Origin of the sequence: Planococcus sp. FY231025, from assembly GCF_052078085.1 — a bacterium.
Classification (GTDB): domain Bacteria; phylum Bacillota; class Bacilli; order Bacillales_A; family Planococcaceae; genus Planococcus.
Window position 1 is genome coordinate 76,044 of the sequence record NZ_JBQJJG010000006.1, and the last position, 16,755, is coordinate 92,798.

17 protein-coding genes are annotated in these 16,755 nt (G+C 53.7%); 10 read left to right on the forward strand and 7 right to left on the reverse strand.

What is annotated here, in order from left to right; translation table 11 throughout:
- Nucleotides 1-7 precede the first annotated feature (7 nt).
- Entirely contained in the window at nucleotides 8-1,234 is a 1,227-nt protein-coding gene (locus tag ACTL32_RS09780) for a dihydrolipoamide acetyltransferase family protein (protein ID WP_441341292.1), read from the forward strand.
- Nucleotides 1,235-1,526: 292 nt separating this feature from the next.
- Here ACTL32_RS09780 and ACTL32_RS09785 read toward each other — a convergent pair whose 3' ends face one another.
- From ACTL32_RS09785 to ACTL32_RS09795, 3 genes are all read right to left on the reverse strand, one after another.
- Complete coding sequence (locus ACTL32_RS09785; RefSeq protein WP_441341293.1) at nucleotides 1,527-1,853, reverse strand: four-helix bundle copper-binding protein; 327 nt, start codon at nucleotides 1,851-1,853, stop codon at nucleotides 1,527-1,529.
- A gap of 131 nt (nucleotides 1,854-1,984) precedes the next feature.
- Complete coding sequence (locus tag ACTL32_RS09790) at nucleotides 1,985-2,245, reverse strand: SHOCT domain-containing protein (protein ID WP_441341294.1); 261 nt, start codon at nucleotides 2,243-2,245, stop codon at nucleotides 1,985-1,987.
- Between the two features lie 14 nt (nucleotides 2,246-2,259).
- Nucleotides 2,260-2,544: a hypothetical protein gene (locus ACTL32_RS09795; RefSeq protein WP_441341295.1), complete on the reverse strand. Its 285-nt coding sequence runs from the start codon at nucleotides 2,542-2,544 to the stop codon at nucleotides 2,260-2,262.
- A 183-nt stretch (nucleotides 2,545-2,727) separates the two neighbouring features.
- Between ACTL32_RS09795 and ACTL32_RS09800 the strand changes: the two genes are divergently transcribed.
- Nucleotides 2,728-3,276 carry a GNAT family N-acetyltransferase gene (locus tag ACTL32_RS09800; protein ID WP_441341296.1) on the forward strand — a complete coding sequence of 183 codons (549 nt, stop codon included), beginning with the start codon at nucleotides 2,728-2,730 and terminating at the stop codon, nucleotides 3,274-3,276.
- Between the two features lie 47 nt (nucleotides 3,277-3,323).
- On the opposite strand, the gene ACTL32_RS09805 is transcribed toward ACTL32_RS09800, so the two are convergent.
- A complete protein-coding gene (locus ACTL32_RS09805) occupies nucleotides 3,324-3,509 on the reverse strand; it encodes a CsbD family protein (protein ID WP_441341297.1) in 186 nt (61 codons plus the stop codon).
- 104 nt (nucleotides 3,510-3,613) lie between these two features.
- On the opposite strand from ACTL32_RS09805, the gene ACTL32_RS09810 reads away from it, so the two are divergent.
- Complete coding sequence (locus ACTL32_RS09810) at nucleotides 3,614-4,225, forward strand: 3'-5' exonuclease (RefSeq protein WP_441341298.1); 612 nt, start codon at nucleotides 3,614-3,616, stop codon at nucleotides 4,223-4,225.
- 53 nt (nucleotides 4,226-4,278) lie between these two features.
- Here the strand turns inward: ACTL32_RS09810 and ACTL32_RS09815 are convergent, their stop codons facing one another.
- Entirely contained in the window at nucleotides 4,279-5,085 is an 807-nt protein-coding gene (locus tag ACTL32_RS09815) for a metallophosphoesterase (protein WP_441341299.1), read from the reverse strand.
- A 222-nt stretch (nucleotides 5,086-5,307) separates the two neighbouring features.
- On the opposite strand from ACTL32_RS09815, the gene ACTL32_RS09820 reads away from it, so the two are divergent.
- The 3 genes from ACTL32_RS09820 to ACTL32_RS09830 are packed head-to-tail and all read left to right on the forward strand — an operon-like array spanning nucleotide 5,308 to nucleotide 7,890.
- Nucleotides 5,308-6,033, forward strand: coding sequence for an ABC transporter ATP-binding protein (locus tag ACTL32_RS09820; RefSeq protein WP_441341300.1), 726 nt, complete (start codon nucleotides 5,308-5,310; stop codon nucleotides 6,031-6,033).
- Nucleotides 6,030-7,058 carry an ABC transporter permease gene (locus ACTL32_RS09825; RefSeq protein ID WP_441341301.1) on the forward strand — a complete coding sequence of 343 codons (1,029 nt, stop codon included), beginning with the start codon at nucleotides 6,030-6,032 and terminating at the stop codon, nucleotides 7,056-7,058. The genes ACTL32_RS09820 and ACTL32_RS09825 overlap by 4 nt, the downstream gene beginning before the upstream one ends.
- A 22-nt stretch (nucleotides 7,059-7,080) precedes the next feature.
- Nucleotides 7,081-7,890, forward strand: coding sequence for a class I SAM-dependent methyltransferase (locus ACTL32_RS09830; protein ID WP_441341302.1), 810 nt, complete (start codon nucleotides 7,081-7,083; stop codon nucleotides 7,888-7,890).
- A 232-nt stretch (nucleotides 7,891-8,122) separates the two neighbouring features.
- Here the strand turns inward: ACTL32_RS09830 and ACTL32_RS09835 are convergent, their stop codons facing one another.
- Together ACTL32_RS09835 and ACTL32_RS09840 are read right to left on the reverse strand one after the other, a co-directional pair.
- The gene (locus ACTL32_RS09835; protein ID WP_441341303.1) at nucleotides 8,123-8,479 is read right to left on the reverse strand and encodes a DUF1801 domain-containing protein; all 357 of its coding nucleotides are present in this window, start codon (nucleotides 8,477-8,479) and stop codon (nucleotides 8,123-8,125) included.
- Nucleotides 8,480-8,491: 12 nt separating this feature from the next.
- Nucleotides 8,492-9,010, reverse strand: coding sequence for a helix-turn-helix domain-containing protein (locus ACTL32_RS09840; RefSeq protein ID WP_441341304.1), 519 nt, complete (start codon nucleotides 9,008-9,010; stop codon nucleotides 8,492-8,494).
- A 178-nt stretch (nucleotides 9,011-9,188) separates the two neighbouring features.
- Here ACTL32_RS09840 and ACTL32_RS09845 point away from each other — a divergent pair, with 178 nt between their 5' ends.
- From ACTL32_RS09845 to ACTL32_RS09860, 4 genes are all read left to right on the forward strand, one after another.
- Nucleotides 9,189-10,493: an MFS transporter gene (locus tag ACTL32_RS09845; RefSeq protein WP_441341305.1), complete on the forward strand. Its 1,305-nt coding sequence runs from the start codon at nucleotides 9,189-9,191 to the stop codon at nucleotides 10,491-10,493.
- Nucleotides 10,494-10,956: 463 nt separating this feature from the next.
- Entirely contained in the window at nucleotides 10,957-11,940 is a 984-nt protein-coding gene (locus tag ACTL32_RS09850; RefSeq protein ID WP_441341306.1) for an ornithine cyclodeaminase family protein, read from the forward strand.
- Nucleotides 11,941-12,130: 190 nt separating this feature from the next.
- Complete coding sequence (locus tag ACTL32_RS09855) at nucleotides 12,131-14,887, forward strand: EAL domain-containing protein (RefSeq protein WP_441341307.1); 2,757 nt, start codon at nucleotides 12,131-12,133, stop codon at nucleotides 14,885-14,887.
- Between the two features lie 184 nt (nucleotides 14,888-15,071).
- A complete protein-coding gene (locus tag ACTL32_RS09860; RefSeq protein WP_441341308.1) occupies nucleotides 15,072-16,709 on the forward strand; it encodes a thiamine pyrophosphate-binding protein in 1,638 nt (545 codons plus the stop codon).
- The last annotated feature ends 46 nt before the right edge of the window (nucleotides 16,710-16,755 follow it).

Consider the following 16,755-nt stretch of genomic DNA (forward strand, 5'->3'; position numbering starts at 1 on the left):
GAACGGTATGCCGACCTATAATTTTACGCTGCCCGATATCGGAGAAGGGCTGCACGAAGCGGAAATCGTCCGCTGGCTAGTGCAGCCGGGAGATCAAGTGAAAGAAAATGAAAACATTGTCGAAGTGGGGACCGACAAGGCGGTCGTCGAGATTTCCGCGCCGGTCAGCGGCACCATCCAAGCGCTCGGCGGAGCGGAAGGGAGCCAGGTGAAAGTCGGCAAGACGCTTGTCGTTTTCACGGATGTATCGGATGAACGGGCGCATGGAAAAGCGGCGGAAGCGATCGAGCTTCCGGCGGTCCCCGTGTCGCACCGGGTGGAACGGAAGCATGGGGAGCGGATCTTGGCAGCGCCGTCCGTCCGGAAAGCGGCACGGGATGCTGGAGTCAATCTCCGGGAGGTGGCGCCGACCGGAAAAGGCGGGAAGATTCTTGCGGCGGATCTGCAGCGGCATCTGGGAGTGGGCGCTGGCCAAGTTCCCGGAACCGCACAAGCCGCACCGGTGTCCAAGATGCCGGAACGGTCGGCCTTTGCTGAAAATGCGGGAGCGCGGACCGAGCCGATTACGGGTACGCGCCGGGCAATTTTCAACCGGATGACCGCGGCAAAGCAGCACGCCGTCATGTGCACCGGCATGGATGAAGTGGATGCCACGGCGCTGGTCGCGCTGCGGAGCTCCTTGCTGCCGCATGCGGAAGGGCTCACATATTTGCCGTTCGTCATCAAAGCCGTCACGCAGAATTTGAAAAAGTACCCGGTCTTTAATTCCTCCGTCGACGAGGAGAATATGGAAATCAGGTATCACGAGGCAATCCACATCGGCATCGCGACCGCGACCGAACAGGGGCTGCTTGTGCCGGTCATCAAAAACGCCGACCGGAAATCCGTCCTCGAGATTGCGGCGGAGATCGCGGAGCTGACGCAGCGGGCGCGCGAGCGGAAACTGGCCCCGTCGGAACTGACTGGCAGCACGTTCACCGTATCGAGCACCGGCAACGGAGGCGGCTGGTACGCGACGCCGATCCTCAACCATCCGGAAGTTGCGATCCTCGGCGTCCACCAGATCAAGAAACAACCGATTGTGGTGAGTGACGAGATCTGCATCGGCCACTTGATGGGCATGTCGCTGACGTTCGACCACCGCATCATCGACGGCGAACCCGTCGGCCGGTTCATGGGCGGCGTCAAAGAACTGCTTGAAAAGCCCGAACTGCTCGTGCTGTCGGCGCGCTAGGGGAGGGGAATGGCGCAACTTTTTCTGAATGAGCATAACCGGCCGCTGAACGAGCGTAACGCCTTCGCGAACGCGCGTAAATTTCTCCAAGCGAGCGTAAAACAAGAATGCCAAAAGAAAGGGCGCTTTTCGCGGCGCGAAAAGCATGAAACCAAAGGGTTTGGGGCTCCGATTTTGGTGTCGAATTTTGTTGAACGCAAATAAAATGAAATGGACACAAATAAAAGCATCCCAACGCAAAAACACGAAAAAACCCCTCCGCGATGGAGGGGTTTTTGCATGGATGGATGCATTAAGCAACGCTTCTGCAAGCTTCTGCGCATTTGAAGCAGGCTTCTGCACAGCGCTGGCAATGGTCGTGGTCATGTTTCTGGCATTCGGTTCCGCATGCTTCGCAAATCGTCGCGCACACTGCCGCCAGTTCGGAAACAAACGGAGAGTTGCGGGTAATCGCATGTTCCAGGTACGCGCAAATATCTGCGCATTCTCGGTCGAGCCGGATACACTGGGCCATCATCTTCACGTCGTCTTCCTGCAAGCAAGCATCAAAACAGTGGTTGCATTCCGCCGCGCAATCGTGCAAGGCTTTGATCAGTTCTGCATGTTGTTCATGTGCCATCAATAAAACCTCCATTTTCAGATTTTAAGCTTCCTTCCTCTCATTCCCGGTGAAAAGGAAGCTAAACGGAAAATGGAGAACTCCACAGAAACTGCACATTTCAAAACAGTCGGTGCATCTGGGTTTACCGGCTACCCGCGTTTATCGTCTTCGAGTTCAAGCAGACGCTCCCGGTATTTTTCCGTGCCGATCTCCCCGCGGGCATAGCGGTCTTTCAACAGGTCGACGGCCCGGCTCGATTCGGGCGCCCGGCTGCCGTTGGCGCTTTTCCGGCTTACATACGCAATCGGCCAAACAATCAAAGCCAGGAAAATCAGCAAGACGATGATCCCGAAGATCATACCGAACCACATCAGGGCGTTTCCGCCGGAATTCGGTCCATAATTCCACATGCCTCTCACCTCCATTATTCTTTTCGGTGGTTCCTGTGCATTAAGTGCCGGCGGGCGGTGTCTTCGAGCTCACACATGCTGCGCCGGTATTCCTCTTCCGTGATTTCGCCGCTATTGAATTGCTCTTTGAGGAGCCGCGCCAGGAAATTCGCGTAATTGACTTTTTCCACTGTCGAGCCGATGCGCCGGGTGTAGAAAACCAATAGGAAAGCCAGGGCGAGCAAAGCGATATGGATCAGCAAAAACAAGCCGTAGCGAGGGTCTTCCCGCATAAGGGGAATAAAACCAGCAACGGGCATAGCGTCCGTCTCCTTTCTGCCAGATTCGTAAATTCCGCAAGGGAAGAGCCGCTTTTATTGCCTTCAGTGTACACCCAAATAGAGGAATATCTCTAGTTATCTAGAGGCGGAATTTTTAAAAAATAGTTTCGGCAGAAAGTAATTATGCTACGATAGAATTAGAATATAGGAGGTAATTACCATATGTTTATACATCGGATTGACGACGAATTATCATTGAAATTGCCGGAACTGCGGGATGCGGAACGGATATTCGAACTGACCGACAGTTCGCGCGCTTACCTGAAAGAATGGCTGCCGTGGCTCGATTTCACCACGGAACTCAAAGACACCCAAAGTTTCATCCAGTCCGGGCGCGGCAATTACGCAGAAGGCAAGTCGCTCGGTGTGGCGATCGTCTTCAAAGGGGAAATCGTCGGCATGGGCGGCTTCAACGATATCGACAGCTCGAACAGGATTGCGAAGATCGGCTATTGGCTCGGCGAAAGCTACCAGGGCAACGGCATCATGACGCGCGTCGCCCGGGCGCTCACCGACTATGCACTGAACGAGCTGAAGCTCAATAAAGTCGAAATCCGTTGCGCTGCCGGCAATTTGAAAAGCCGCAGCATTCCCGAACGCCTCGGCTTTGTGCAGGAAGGCACCATCCGGCAGGCGGAATGGCTGTACGACCACTACGTCGACCACGTCGTCTACGGCGTGCTGGCGGATGAATGGAATAATGAAACCTGAAAAAACCCCCCTTGCAGCCGATGCTGCAAGGGGGGTTCAGTTTACCATTATTTATTGAACCCTTTTTTGATGTCGCCGATTGTGTCTTGGATATTGCCTTTGGCTTTGTCTCGTTTGCCTTCAGCTTGGAGATTTGAATCACCTTTAGCATTGCCGACTTGGTCTTTCAATTCGCCTTTGCCTTTGCTGACTGCGCCTTTAAGTTTATCGCCAAATCCTTTGTCTTCTGCCATGATGAGTTCCTCCTTTTAATCGTACTACTCTTTATATAGCCTCAAAAAGGAAAAGTTAAACGTTTTTCGGTACAATAGAGGGAACCGAAAAAAGGAGGGACAGTATGGATAAACGAGATCCCAATCAAATCATCGACCAGAAACTGAGAGAAACACGGCCGCCGTGGCGCAGAAGGCAAGCGCCGGCACAGCCGAAAAAATATAAATCAAGCATGAAGATCGAAGAGAATTACGTCGTCCTCGATTTCGAGACGACCGGCCTGAAAGCGGGCAGCGATAAGATCATCCAGATCGGGGCGGTCAAGTACATCGGCCACAACCGTGAGGACACGATGTACCTGCTCGTCAACCCGGAATGCCATATCTCCAGCACGATCACGCGCATCACCGGCATTACGAATGACGACGTCAAGGACGCACCGGTCATCGAGGAAATCGCGCATGAATTGATTCAGTTCATCGAAGGGCTGCCGATCGTTGCGCACAACGCGCCGTTCGACATGGGCTTTTTGTATGCCCTTGAAGAAATCACGCCGATTCCCGAATACACGGTCATTGATACTGTGCGCCTGGCGCGAAAAGTGATCACCGAAACGCCGAACCATAAACTCGGGACACTTTCGCAATTTCTTGAATTGGAGCACAACGCGCATGATGCGCTCGGTGACTGCCTTGTCACAGCGGAAATCTACCAGTACTGCGCAGCGAAAATGTAACGAGACAGCCGCCGGCAAGGTGCCGGCGGCTGTTTTTTTATTCCTGCGAAGTTTTAATCGATCTCGATCATTTTGATCGTGGAGGCGATTTCCTCTTCGGCGGAATCGGTCAGCCATTCGGAAGGGTAATAGCCGAGGGGATTGCAAATCACTTCGATTCCTTCGTACGTTTCGTGGTAGCGCAGGTGGATGTGCCCGAAGATGTATTTTTTCACACCGTATTTCAGCGCAAGTTCGCCGTAGCGTTCGCTGCCCATCATGGCGTTGAAGAAATCCCAGCTGCCGATGTTCTTGACGCGCAAATAATGCCGGAACGGGATGACATGCGTCACCAGGATGATGTTCTTGCCTTCGTATTGCTGGAGCCAAGCTTCCAGCCGTTCGAGCGACCGGCGGGTCTCTTCCGCATCGGACTCCGGCCAATGGGCGTATTTCATGTCCGGCCAGTGGTAATCCTTGTAGGTGCCGGCCGCAAATTCCTCTTCAGAAAAGCCGTCGACGCCGAATGAATAATCGTACCAGCCGCCGTCGCCGATGATGACCCAGCCGTTCGCAAGTTCCACCGGCCCGTTCCCCAGATTTCCGGGGAAGCGCAGCAGCTTTTCATAGGCCGCATCGGAGTCCGGCGCATAGATGTCGTGATTGCCGTTGACAAACAATAACCGCGTCCCGGGGACCGCCTTCTGAAGCCGGTTCAAAGCGGCCAGTGCCTTGTCCGGATCGGCTGCGATATCGCCGCCGATGATGAAGATATCCGGCGCATGTTTAAGGATCCAATCGGCCAGCAGCCCCAAAATATCGCATTCCGTCTTCTTCCGGTTCAACCCTTCATGAATATCCGACAACACCGCAATCTTCACATTGGGCTCCTCCTTTTCGTCGTGAGCTCTTGACCTCAGTATAACGCAATAATGATAACTAATAAAACAATTCTGATAATTTTCGGGAATGGACTCCTCTTCTAGGACAAAATGTGTAAAATGAAAGCTAAGCAAGGCGAAAAGAAAAACGGATTTCAGCGGCTGCGTATTGCCGATTTACCAAAGTGCAAGGCGTTCATTTCCGGGAAGAGGGGAATTTCCATGAAGGATGCGGTCAACCTGCAGGGAGTCAGCAAGCGTTACGGCAAAAAGCAGGTCCTTGAAAATGTCGATATGAACATTGGGGAAGGGGCGATCTACGGGCTGATCGGGCCCTCGGGTTCAGGAAAGACGACGCTGGTCAAAATGATCATCGGCCTCACACTTGCCGACGACGGCTCCATCCGCGTGCTCGATGCCGAGATGCCGAATTTGAAAATGCTTGAGCGGATCGGCTATATGGCGCAATCCGATGCACTGTACCTTGAACTGACCGGGCGGGAGAACCTGGCGTTTTTTGCGTCGCTGTACCCGATGAAAAAAGCGGAGAGCCGCAAGCGGCAGGCATACGTCGCCAATATCGTCAACCTGACCGGCGAACTCGACAAAAAAGTCGTGGCCTATTCGGGCGGCATGAAACGGCGCCTGTCGCTCGCGATTGCGCTCGTCCACGACCCGGCCCTGCTGATCCTGGATGAACCGACGGTCGGGATGGATCCCGAACTCCGGCTGACGGTGTGGGATGAGTTTTTCGAGTTGAAAAGGGAATTCCAGAAAACCATCGTCATCACGACCCACGTCATGGACGAAGCGGAACGGTGCGATGTGGTATCGCTCGTGAGGAACGGCCGGATCCTGGCCACCGGTACGCCTGCGGAGCTGAAAGCGGCATACGGAGCTGCGGATCTGGAAGAAGCGTTCCTGAAGGCGGGGAGGGAGCATCCATGAGGGTCCTTGCAGTCATCAAGCGCATCATCAAGCAATTGCTGCGGGACAAGCGGACGCTCGCGCTGCTGTTTGTGGCGCCGCTTTTCATCCTGACGCTGATGTACTTCTTTTTCGGCGGGGAAACCGTGGTGCCGGACCTCGGTGCCGTGGACATCGACGAGCGGCTGGCCGAAGCGCTCGAAGAACAGAAAATCAACGTGATCGCTTTTGACGAAGCGGACCTTCAGGACGTCATCGACAACGATTTGGACGGTTTGCTTGTCTCGGAGGACGGCGGGCTGAAGCTGACGCTGCAAAACGATGAACCGGGCACCGCGAAAGCATTGCTCGCCAAGGTCAGCCAGACAGCCGCAATGCAGAGTTTCAGCCAGGGGATGCCGCCGGCCGGATTGGCCGAAGCGGACTATATTTACGGCAGCGAAGACACGGTGTTTTTTGATGTGTTGAGCCCGGTGCTCATCGGCTTTTTCGTATTCTTTTTCGTGTTCTTGATTTCAGGCATCGGACTTTTGAAAGAGCGGGTGTCGGGGACGCTTGAGCGGCTCATGGCGACGCCGATCCGCAAAAGCGAGCTTATCACTGCCTATTTGGCGGGCTTCGGCTTGTTCGCTGTCATCCAGACCGTCATCGTCGTGGCGTTTTCGATTTTCGTCCTGGATGTCGTGCTCGCCGGCTCGGTCTGGCATGTTCTGCTCATCAACCTGCTGCTGGCACTCGTCGCCTTGTCGCTCGGCATTCTGCTGTCGACGTTCGCTTCTTCCGAATTTCAGATGGTCCAGTTCATCCCGCTTGTCGTCGTGCCGCAGATTTTCTTCGCCGGCATCTTCCCGGTCGAAGGCTTAGCGGATTGGCTGCAGGCCATCGGCAAAGTCATGCCGATCTATTACGCAGCAGACGCTCTGAAGGCGGTCATGTACAAAGGGCTCGGCTTCGATGCAATCGCAGGGGATTTATTGGCCCTAGCGGTATTTGCCGCCGTTTTCATCACATTGAACATCTTTGCGCTGAAGCGCCACCGGGCGTGACGGAAAAAAAGGAGGAACTCCATTGTTAGGCTATTACAGTAAATTATCTTCCGAAGTCTATGATTTGGACAAGCCGGTCGGCAGTTCGTTCGGCGATGTGGAATATTACGCAGAGCGGCTCCTCGAGTGCGACGGTCCGGTCCTCGAGCCCGCGGTCGGCACCGGGCGCATGCTCATCCCGCTGCTCGAACAGGGCTTTGACGTCGACGGCTTCGATATGTCGACCGAAATGCTTGAAATCTGCTGGACCAATTGCAGTGAGCGCGGGCTCGATCCGCTCGTATTCGAAGCGTCGATGGAAACGTTCGACAGCGAACGCGATTACGGCGCCATCATCATCCCGACCGGCACGTTCCTGCTCATGCACGAACGCGAAGCGGCGATTCAGGCGCTCCATAACTTCTTTAAGCACCTGCTGGACGGCGGCAAGCTGATCGTCGACGTGATGCTGCCGGGCAACATCGAGCTCTACCGGGAAAACGTCCGGACCTGGACGACCCCAAAAGGCGAGGTCATTACAGTGGAATCGAAAAAAGTCGAAGTCGATTGGGTCAAACAGTATTCCGTCGGCCAGAACCGCTACGAGAAATGGCACGCCGGCAGCCTCGTCGATACCGAACTTGAACGCATCCCGATCCGCTGGTACGGCATCGACGAATTCAAGGATCTGCTCGAGAAGGTCGGCTTCACGGGCATCACCGTCTCAGCCGACTACGAATACGGCAAAGCCCCATCGCGCCCCGGCCAGACGGTCACATTCGAAGCCGTCGCGAATAAAAGCGGCGGGGAACATGCCGGTGAAAAGCTGATTCATCAGGAAGATGAGGACTGAACGGATTTTAATAAAAGTACAGATACTAAAAAAGAAGTCCAATCCATTGCGGATCGGGCTTCTTTTTCATTGCTCGGGAGATTTTCTGCAGAATCGTATTTTAACATTTGCTGAGCGTATTTATTGAATCGTTGTGCGTATTATAACTTTTGCTGTGCATATTTTAACCTGCGTTGAGCGTATTCCAAGATCCTCTCCCCCGAACAATAAAAAAACACCCGCAAAGGTGTTTTCATTTTTTATTAAACTCAATCGCTTCCCAGATCAGGTTCTTGAACGGTTCGGGCTGGATGTCGGCGGTGCGCTTGATGCGGATGTGGCGCATTTTCGTGCCGTCGCCTTCGAGGAGGCCGCCCCGGTCCTCTAGCTGTGCGCCTTTGTAGAAGCCGAAGTTGATGTGGGTTTTCGCCGGCTGCAGATAGCAGACAAGCCCGTCGTGTGAATAGCTCGGCTTCGACCATTTGATTTCTTCCACCATGTTGTCGGACGCTTCGAAGATCAATTCGCGCAATTTCCGCGCCGTTTCCTGTAGCGGACCGTCAAGTCCGTCGAAAAACGGATCGGCCAATGGGTTGTGCAGCTGTTTCATCAAATCGCCCCTTTACTTCATTTTAGATGATACGACTAAAAACCGGACGGGCTGATCCGTCAAGTTGAACCAATAATGCTTTTTCCGTGCATCGAACATCGTCGATTGCTGCGGCGCCAGTTCAGACTGCTTGCCGTCGACTTCGACAGTCAGCATGCCTTCCGTGACGAATAGAAACTCATAGCCGTTATGCGAAAAGGCGCTGCCTTTGTTCTCGCCGGGCTGCAGCGTCACCAGAATCGGCGAAAAATCCGCTTCCTGGATGCCTTCGGATAAATCCTTGTAATGGAAAAGCTCGAGGCGCCCCGCCCAATCTTCCTGTTCAGTACTGCCGGAGAAAAAAGCGCTTGGTGCGACATTCAGCGCATCCGCGATTTTCCGGAGCGATTCGAGCGTGACACCTGACTTTCCGCGCTCGACCTGCGACAGGAAACTGATGGAAACATCGGTCCGTTCGGCCAGTTCTTTCAGCGTCAGCTTGCGCTCTTTCCGAAGTTTTTTCAACGTGGTGGAGATAGGGCTTTCTGCCATAACCGGTTCCTCGCTTTTCTTTGCGGTATACCCTTATCTTAACGTTAAATAAAATCCATGCAAATGAAAAAATAGGCACATTTCCCGTATTGACAGAAAATTGATAAATGTCTAATATCGAAAACAGGAGTGAAAATTAAAGCCACACTTCAATTTTATTCAACAAGGGGGATTTGGGATGTCCAACAAACAAATGCGCCGCATTCTTATCGCGAGCCTGGTGGGAAGCTCGATCGAATGGTTCGATTACTTCCTGTACGGCACGATGGCGGCACTCGTCTTCAACCAGCTGTTCTTCGTTAACGAGGATCCGACGGTCGGCCTTTTATTAGCTTATGCATCATTTGCCTTATCATTTTTCATCCGTCCATTCGGCGGAATCGTATTCAGCCATATCGGCGACCGCATCGGCCGCAAAAAGACGCTCGTCTTGACGCTCAGCTTGATGGGGTTTGCAACGTTCGCCATGGGGCTATTGCCTACTTACCAGGCAATCGGTGTTGCAGCACCGATCCTATTGATCACACTTCGTCTGATTCAGGGATTGGGAATCGGCGGAGAATGGGGCGGCGCGCTCCTGCTTGCCACTGAATATGCACCGCCGGAACGCCGCGGCCTGTTCGGCAGCATTCCGCAGATGGGCGTCACCATCGGGATGGTCATGGGGACCTTGGCACTGTGGATCATGACGCTTCTGCCGGAAGCTTCGTTCATGACTTGGGGATGGCGCGTGCCGTTCGTCCTGAGCGCATTGCTTGTCGTATTCGGCTTGTGGATCCGCAAAGGCATCGACGAGACGCCGGAATTCAAGCGCGTACAAGAAGCGGGCGAAATTCCGAAATTGCCGATTGTCGAAACGCTCAAATATCATTGGCGCGCTGTATTGATCACAATCGGTGCGAAAGTCGTGGAAACGGCGCCGTTTTACATCTTCAGTACATTCGTTGTGTCCTACGCGACAGCTAATCTCGGTTTCACGCGTACGGCGACGCTGTCCGCAGTCATGATTGCGACAGTGGTCACGACCATCCTGATTCCGATCATGGGCCACCTGTCGGACAAGGTCGGCCGCAAGAAATTGTACATCACCGGCACCGTGGCGATGGCGCTGTTCGCATTCCCGTATTTCTGGATGCTGCAGCAAGGTTCTGTTGCGTTGCTGATTCTTGCAACCGTCATCGCACTTGGCGTTATCTGGGCGCCAATCACAGCCGTGCTCGGCACGATGTTCTCGGAAATCTTCGATGCGAAAGTCCGCTACACCGGCGTTTCGCTCGGCTATCAGATTGGGGCGGCAGTCGCAGGGGGGACAGCACCGCTGGTCGCAACCGCGCTGCTTGCCGAGTTCAATAATTCCTACGTGCCGGTCGCGCTCTACATCATCTTCACGGCGCTCGTATCCTTGCTTGCCATCTGGGCGGTCAAAGACGTCAGCGCGAAGAATGCCACAACAAAAGTCCGGGCGCAGGAAAGCCGCGCTTGATCATTCAGGATTTCATCTCTGAACGCTTCGGCAAGAAGGAAGTAATCAATAGATCCTCCACTTCAGGCGGACGCTTTCCGCGGGCTCGCGCCGAACTAACTCGGACTAGCGTCCGAGTTAGTTCGGCACTTCGCTATCCCGCAGGCAAAACCGGTGCTCCTGTCTCTGCATCGCTGCGCTAGCTTCGAGACATGAAAGGGCGTTGCATCGCTTCGCTGCTTCGTCGCAAACAAGTTGATCGAACTGCCTTCGACCAACTTGCTCGCCGCCTTCCGTTGCAGATCCAGAGGTTATCGGCTTGTACCTAGCAGGTCACGGCACGATCAGAATTCTAATCTCATCTTTTAGATGCAGATGACGCATCTGACCGGGCTCAAAAATCTCTTCTCATTCAACTTAGAATTTATTACAGTCTCAAGCGGAAACCGCTGTTTCCGCTTTTATTTATTTTAGGAGGGAATTCATGCTCATCATCACTGAACAGCAGATTCAAGAAACGTATAAAATGGCAGATGCCATCAACGATGTAAAAGCCATCCTTGCGGCGAACCTGCAAGGCAAGATCGACAATCCCCACCGTACCGTACTCGACTTCCCCGAACGGCAGGCTTCTGCCCTCTATATGCCAAGCGCCGATCGGGCCGGCCGCATCGCTGGCGTGAAAGTGGTGACGATTTTCCCGGAAAACCCGGCGCAGGGCAAATCGACGACCCAGGGCATGATTTTGCTGACGGACGCGGACAACGGCGAGCACGCCGCACTGATGACGGCGTCATATTTGACACGTCTGCGCACCGGCGCACTCAGCGCAATTGCAACAGACCGGCTGGCGCGCACCGACAGCCGGACGCTTACTGTAATCGGCACGGGCGCGATGGCGTTCGAGCAGGTGCTCGGCGTGCTCGAAGTGCGCAGCATCGAACGGATCATCCTGGTCAACCGCACACCCGAAAAAGCGGAAGCGTTCGGCGGGAAGCTGGCGGCGTTCGGTGTTGCGATTCCCTGGGAAGTGGAGACCGATGTCTCGAAGGCAGTCGGTGCAGCGGACATCATCTGCTGTGCGACCCGTTCGGACGAGCCGGTGTTTTCCGGAGCCGATCTACAGCCGGGCACCCACATCAACGGCGTCGGATCGTATTTGCCGAGCATGCGCGAAGTGGATGAAGCGACGCTGGCGAAAGCGGACAAAATTGTTGTCGACGATCTGGAAGGCGTCAAGAACGAAGCTGGGGAATTGATCCACGGAGCGCAAATCGGCGTCTGGTCATTCAGCGATGTCCACGCGGAGCTCGCCGAAGTTGCCGAAGGGCAAAAGCCAGGGCGCGATAGAGAAGATGAAATCACGTTTTTCAAATCTGTCGGCGCAGCATTTTTCGATTTGGCTGTCGCCAAAGGCGTCTATGCGAAAGTGCGGGCAGACGGGACTGGAATAGAAGTGGAAATGTAGTAGGGCGGCCTGTCCAAATGGGCCGCTTTTTTTATTTGGATTGTAATAATATGTAAATAAATTTAGGTCGAAAGTATTTAGGCTCTATGGTAAAATATAATAAATGCTATTGTAAATATTAGGCAATTGTTGTTGGGCTGGAAGGGATGGAAATCACACTGGTACAGCAGTAGGAATGGGGAGCATGTGCATGCAAAAAGAACAAACAAGATATTCGCGACTTGCGCATATAACAAAGTTGATCAACACGAAATTAGAACTCAGGGAAGTGCTGGAACACGTAACGGCAGCGATTTCAGAAGAGATCGTCCATTGCGACTCCGTCGGCATCTACTTGCCGGAAGAAAACGGCGATTTCCGCGGCTATGTCGGCAAACCGGAAATCATCAACGGGATGACGCTCGATATGCACGTCATCGATATGGAATACGATCTTCTGGCAAAAGAAGTGGTGGACACGAAAAAGTCCATCTATATCCCTGATACATCTAAAGACAGCCGCCCTGACCCGAGAGCTGTGGCCGGATTCAAGATCAAATCTTTGTTCGCATTGCCAATTATGTACGAAGATGAGCTGTTCGGGCTTGTGTTCCTTTTCGACTACGGCATTCCGATGGATTTGAAGGAGGAAGAAATCCAGACGGTCGAAGCGTATGTCAATATGGCAGGCGTGGCAATCCGCAACGCGACGAATTTGACGCGCAAGGAAAACCTCATTGCCGAGAAGCAGCTGTTGCTGGATTTGACCCGTGATTTGTCGATGTGCGCCACGATGCAGGAAGCGCTCGATATCTGCTTCTCGTATGTCGGGAAAGTGCTCAACAACCCGAACGTCGGCGTCCATCTGCTCGATCCTTTGCTCGACAAGCTGATCAAGCCGGCGAGCTTGAGCCGCGACAGCGACTGGACCGAAGAGCAATGGCTGGAAACGCATAAGAAGACGGACTTTGACCAGACGAATGATTTGGTGCTCCAGGAAGTGGTCCGGACGAAGAAGATGATTCTGATTCCGGATGTTTTCGCGGATTCGCGCCCGAACCATGAAGTCTGCACCAATTTCGGCATCAAGGGGATGTTCATGATTCCGCTCGTCGCCATGGGGGAAGTGCTTGGCGCACTGGCCATCGTCGAATTGGAGAAAGAGGAGCTCCACTTCAAGGAAGCGGACATGCAGCTGGCCCAATCGATTGCGGACGCTGCCGCTTCGACTTTGTCGAATTTATTGTACATGGAAAAACAGGAAATGCTGATTGAAGAACGGACTTCCGAGATCCGCATCAAAAACCAGGAACTTGAAAAAGTGGTGGCCGAGCTCGGCAGCCTGAGCCGTGAAAAAGCACTCATCCTGAACTCCGCCGGTGAAGGTATTTTCGGATTGGATCTGGCGGGCAGCATCACGTTCTGCAACCCGGCCTGCGAATCGATGCTCGGCTATGGGACCGGCGAATTGATCGGCAAATCCTACCGGGTGATCTTCGATATCAAAGAGTCGCAGCGGGATGAGGCGCCGCATTGCGAACCGAACCAACGCTTCATCAAGAAAAACGGCGAAAGCTTCCCGGTCGAATGCGTGATTTCGGCAATCAAGGAAGGCGACGAGTTTCTTGGGGAAGTGGTGACGTTCAAGGACATCACCGAACGGAACCAGCTGGAGAGCGAGATCAAATATCTTGCGTATTACGACAGCTTGACCGATCTGCCGAACCGCGTGCTCCTGAACGACCGGCTGAACCAAGCGCTGAGCGAAGCGCGCGGGAAAAAGCAGCAAGTGGCCGTCCTCTACCTCGATCTGGACCGCTTCAAGCTGATCAACGACAGCCTTGGCCACAGCTACGGCGACATGCTGCTGCGCGAAGCGGCAGAGCGCCTGAAAGTGAGCATACCGCCCAACGCGGTCATCTCCCGCCAAGGCGGCGATGAGTTTACGATCATCCTGACCGGCGTCAAGAGCAAGAAGGATGTCCTGAACGTGCTTGAACACGTCATGGGTGCGTTTGCGGCACCGTTCTTATTGAAGGAGAACGAAGTGTTCATCAAAACGAGCATCGGCATCAGCATGTTCCCGAAAGACGGCGATACAGCAGAAATGCTCATCAAGCACGCCGATGCGGCGATGTACAAATCGAAAGAAAAGTCGGGGACGTATTACCACTTTTTCGAAAGCGAAATGAACCACCGCAATATGGAGAGCATCAAACTGGAAAATGCTCTCTACAAAGCGCTTGACCAGGATGAGCTGGAAATCTATTATCAGCCGCAGATCGACAGCAAAACCGATACGATCATCGGAGCGGAAGCGCTGCTCCGCTGGAACCATCCGACTGAAGGCATGGTGTCGCCGGTGAATTTCATCCCGATTGCAGAAGAGACCGGCCTGATTGTGCCGATCGGCAAATGGGTGCTTGAGAATGCCTGCAAGCAATTGAAGGAATGGCAGCAGAACAATCCGGAGATGAGTGTGTCCGTCAATCTGTCAGGCCGCCAGTTTGAAGAAGACGACCTCGTGTCGATGATCAAGGGAATTCTGGAAGAGCAGGAGCTTGCGCCGGAATTCCTGCACATCGAGCTGACCGAGAACCAGATCATCAAAAACAGCAAAGTGACGATCAAAAAGATGAAGCAATTGAAAAAGCTGGGCGTCCACATTTCCATCGATGATTTCGGCACGGGCTATTCTTCGCTCGGCTACTTGAAGAACTTCCCAATCGATTTCCTGAAAATCGACCGGTCGTTCATCCAGGACATCATCACAGACGAGGACAACGCGGCAATCACCAATACGATCATCACGCTTGCCAAGAACTTGAATCTCCAGGTCATTGCCGAAGGCGTCGAAACACTGGAGCAGCTGGAGTTCCTGAAGTCGAAGGACTGCTTTATCATGCAGGGCTATTATTTCAGCAGACCGGTTGTCGCTGAAGAACTTGCCAAGAAATACCTGAACTGAGCTGTTTGAGGTAAATTAAGTTTTTAAACAATTGATATTCCGCAACACAGCTCCGCTTTGCGACGAAGCTAGCGAAGCGATGCAGGAGCAATCGTCTTTGCTCTGCCCAAAGCGGCCGAAGTGGTGTATTAAGTGACGATTTATAATTTAGGCTAATCTATCTTTAAAAAACAGGAGGAAAATTATGAAAGCCGTTCGTTCCGCATTAGAGTATTTAAAAGGGGTGGGTGTCACCCACGTGTTCGGGATTCCAGCAGGGTCGGTCAATGCATTTTTCGATGAATTGTATGACATGCCGGAAATCACGCCGGTCGTGACAAAGCACGAAGGGGCAGCCGGCTATATGGCGGCGTCCTATGCGAGGTATTCCCGCGGCCTCAGCGTCTGCATCGGCAGCAGCGGCCCCGGCGGCACCAATCTGGTGACGGGTGCAGCCAACGCCATGCGCGAGCATTTGCCGGTCCTATTCATCACGGGCGCCGTGCCGGTGAGCACAATGGGCCTGAACGCATCCCAGGAACTCGATGCGGATCCGGTCTTCAAATCCGTCACAAAATACTCCGTCACGGTCACCGATGCCAATGAGCTTTTGAACGAATTTGTCAAAGCGACTGAAATCGCGTTGTCGGGCGTTCCCGGCCCGGTCCATATCGCGATGCCGATCGACGTGCAGCAAGGCCAAGTCGGCGACGTGAAAATCCCGGCGCCGAAAAAACGGGACGATATGGTGCCGGACCTTGACGCAATCAAACGGGCAGCGAAAGAAATGGCCGCACGCGAAAGCGGCTATATCTTCGCCGGGCAAGGGGCGCGCAATTCTGTCGGCCAATTGATCGAACTGGCGGAACTCCTGGACTGGCCGATCATGGTATCGCCGCAGGGCAAAGGCATGATGAAATCAGACCACCCGCTGTTTGCGGGCATCTTCGGATTTGCCGGAAACGATTCCGCATCGAAACTCATCAACGAAGGCGAAGGCAAAACGCTGCTCGCCATCGGATCGAGCCTCGGCGAAACCGCAACGAACAATTACAACGCCAATATGGCAAAAGACCGGTTCCTCGTACAGATGGATTTTGACGCATCGGTGTTCAACCGCAAATACGAAGTCGATGTGCCGATTTTGGGCGACCTCCATCTGAGCCTGGCATTCCTGATCGAAGAGCTGAAAGCGCTCGGATTCGCGAAAAAAGCGGAAGGGACTGCTGAGGCGAATGAACCACAAGCGGATCTTACAGAATTCAGTACGAAAAACGTGTTCCTGAAAATGCAGGAACTCCTTCCAGCAGAGACGCGCTACACAATCGACATCGGCGAATTCATGGCTTATGTCATCCACCATATGGATGTGCTCGAGGAAGACACGTTCGACATCAACGTCCACTTCGGGGCGATGGGCAGCGGATTGAGTGCCGCGATCGGCTCGAAGTTCGCGGAGCCGGACCGTCCGGTTGTCGCCGTGACAGGCGACGGCTGCTTCTTCATGCACGGCATGGAAGTACTGACGGCGAAAGAATACAACTTGCCGGTGCTGTTCGTCGTCATGAACAACGCGCGCCTCGGCATGGTCTACCATGGCCACTCGCTGCAATACAAACGCGTCCATGCGTCGTTCGAACAGGAGCCGATCAACATCGCAGCCATGGCGGCGGCGATGAACATCCCGAGCTTCCGTGTCGAATCGATGGAAGAGTTGAACGGCAGCGTCCTTGAGCGCCTGACAAACATGAACGGCCCCGCTGTCCTAGAAATCGCGCTGGTCGACAACAACGTGCCGCCGATGGGCGACCGGGTGAAATTCCTTTCTTCTTTTGGTAAATAAGAAAAGCGCAAGCGCCCGTGTAGATTCGACGGGCATAAGACGCACT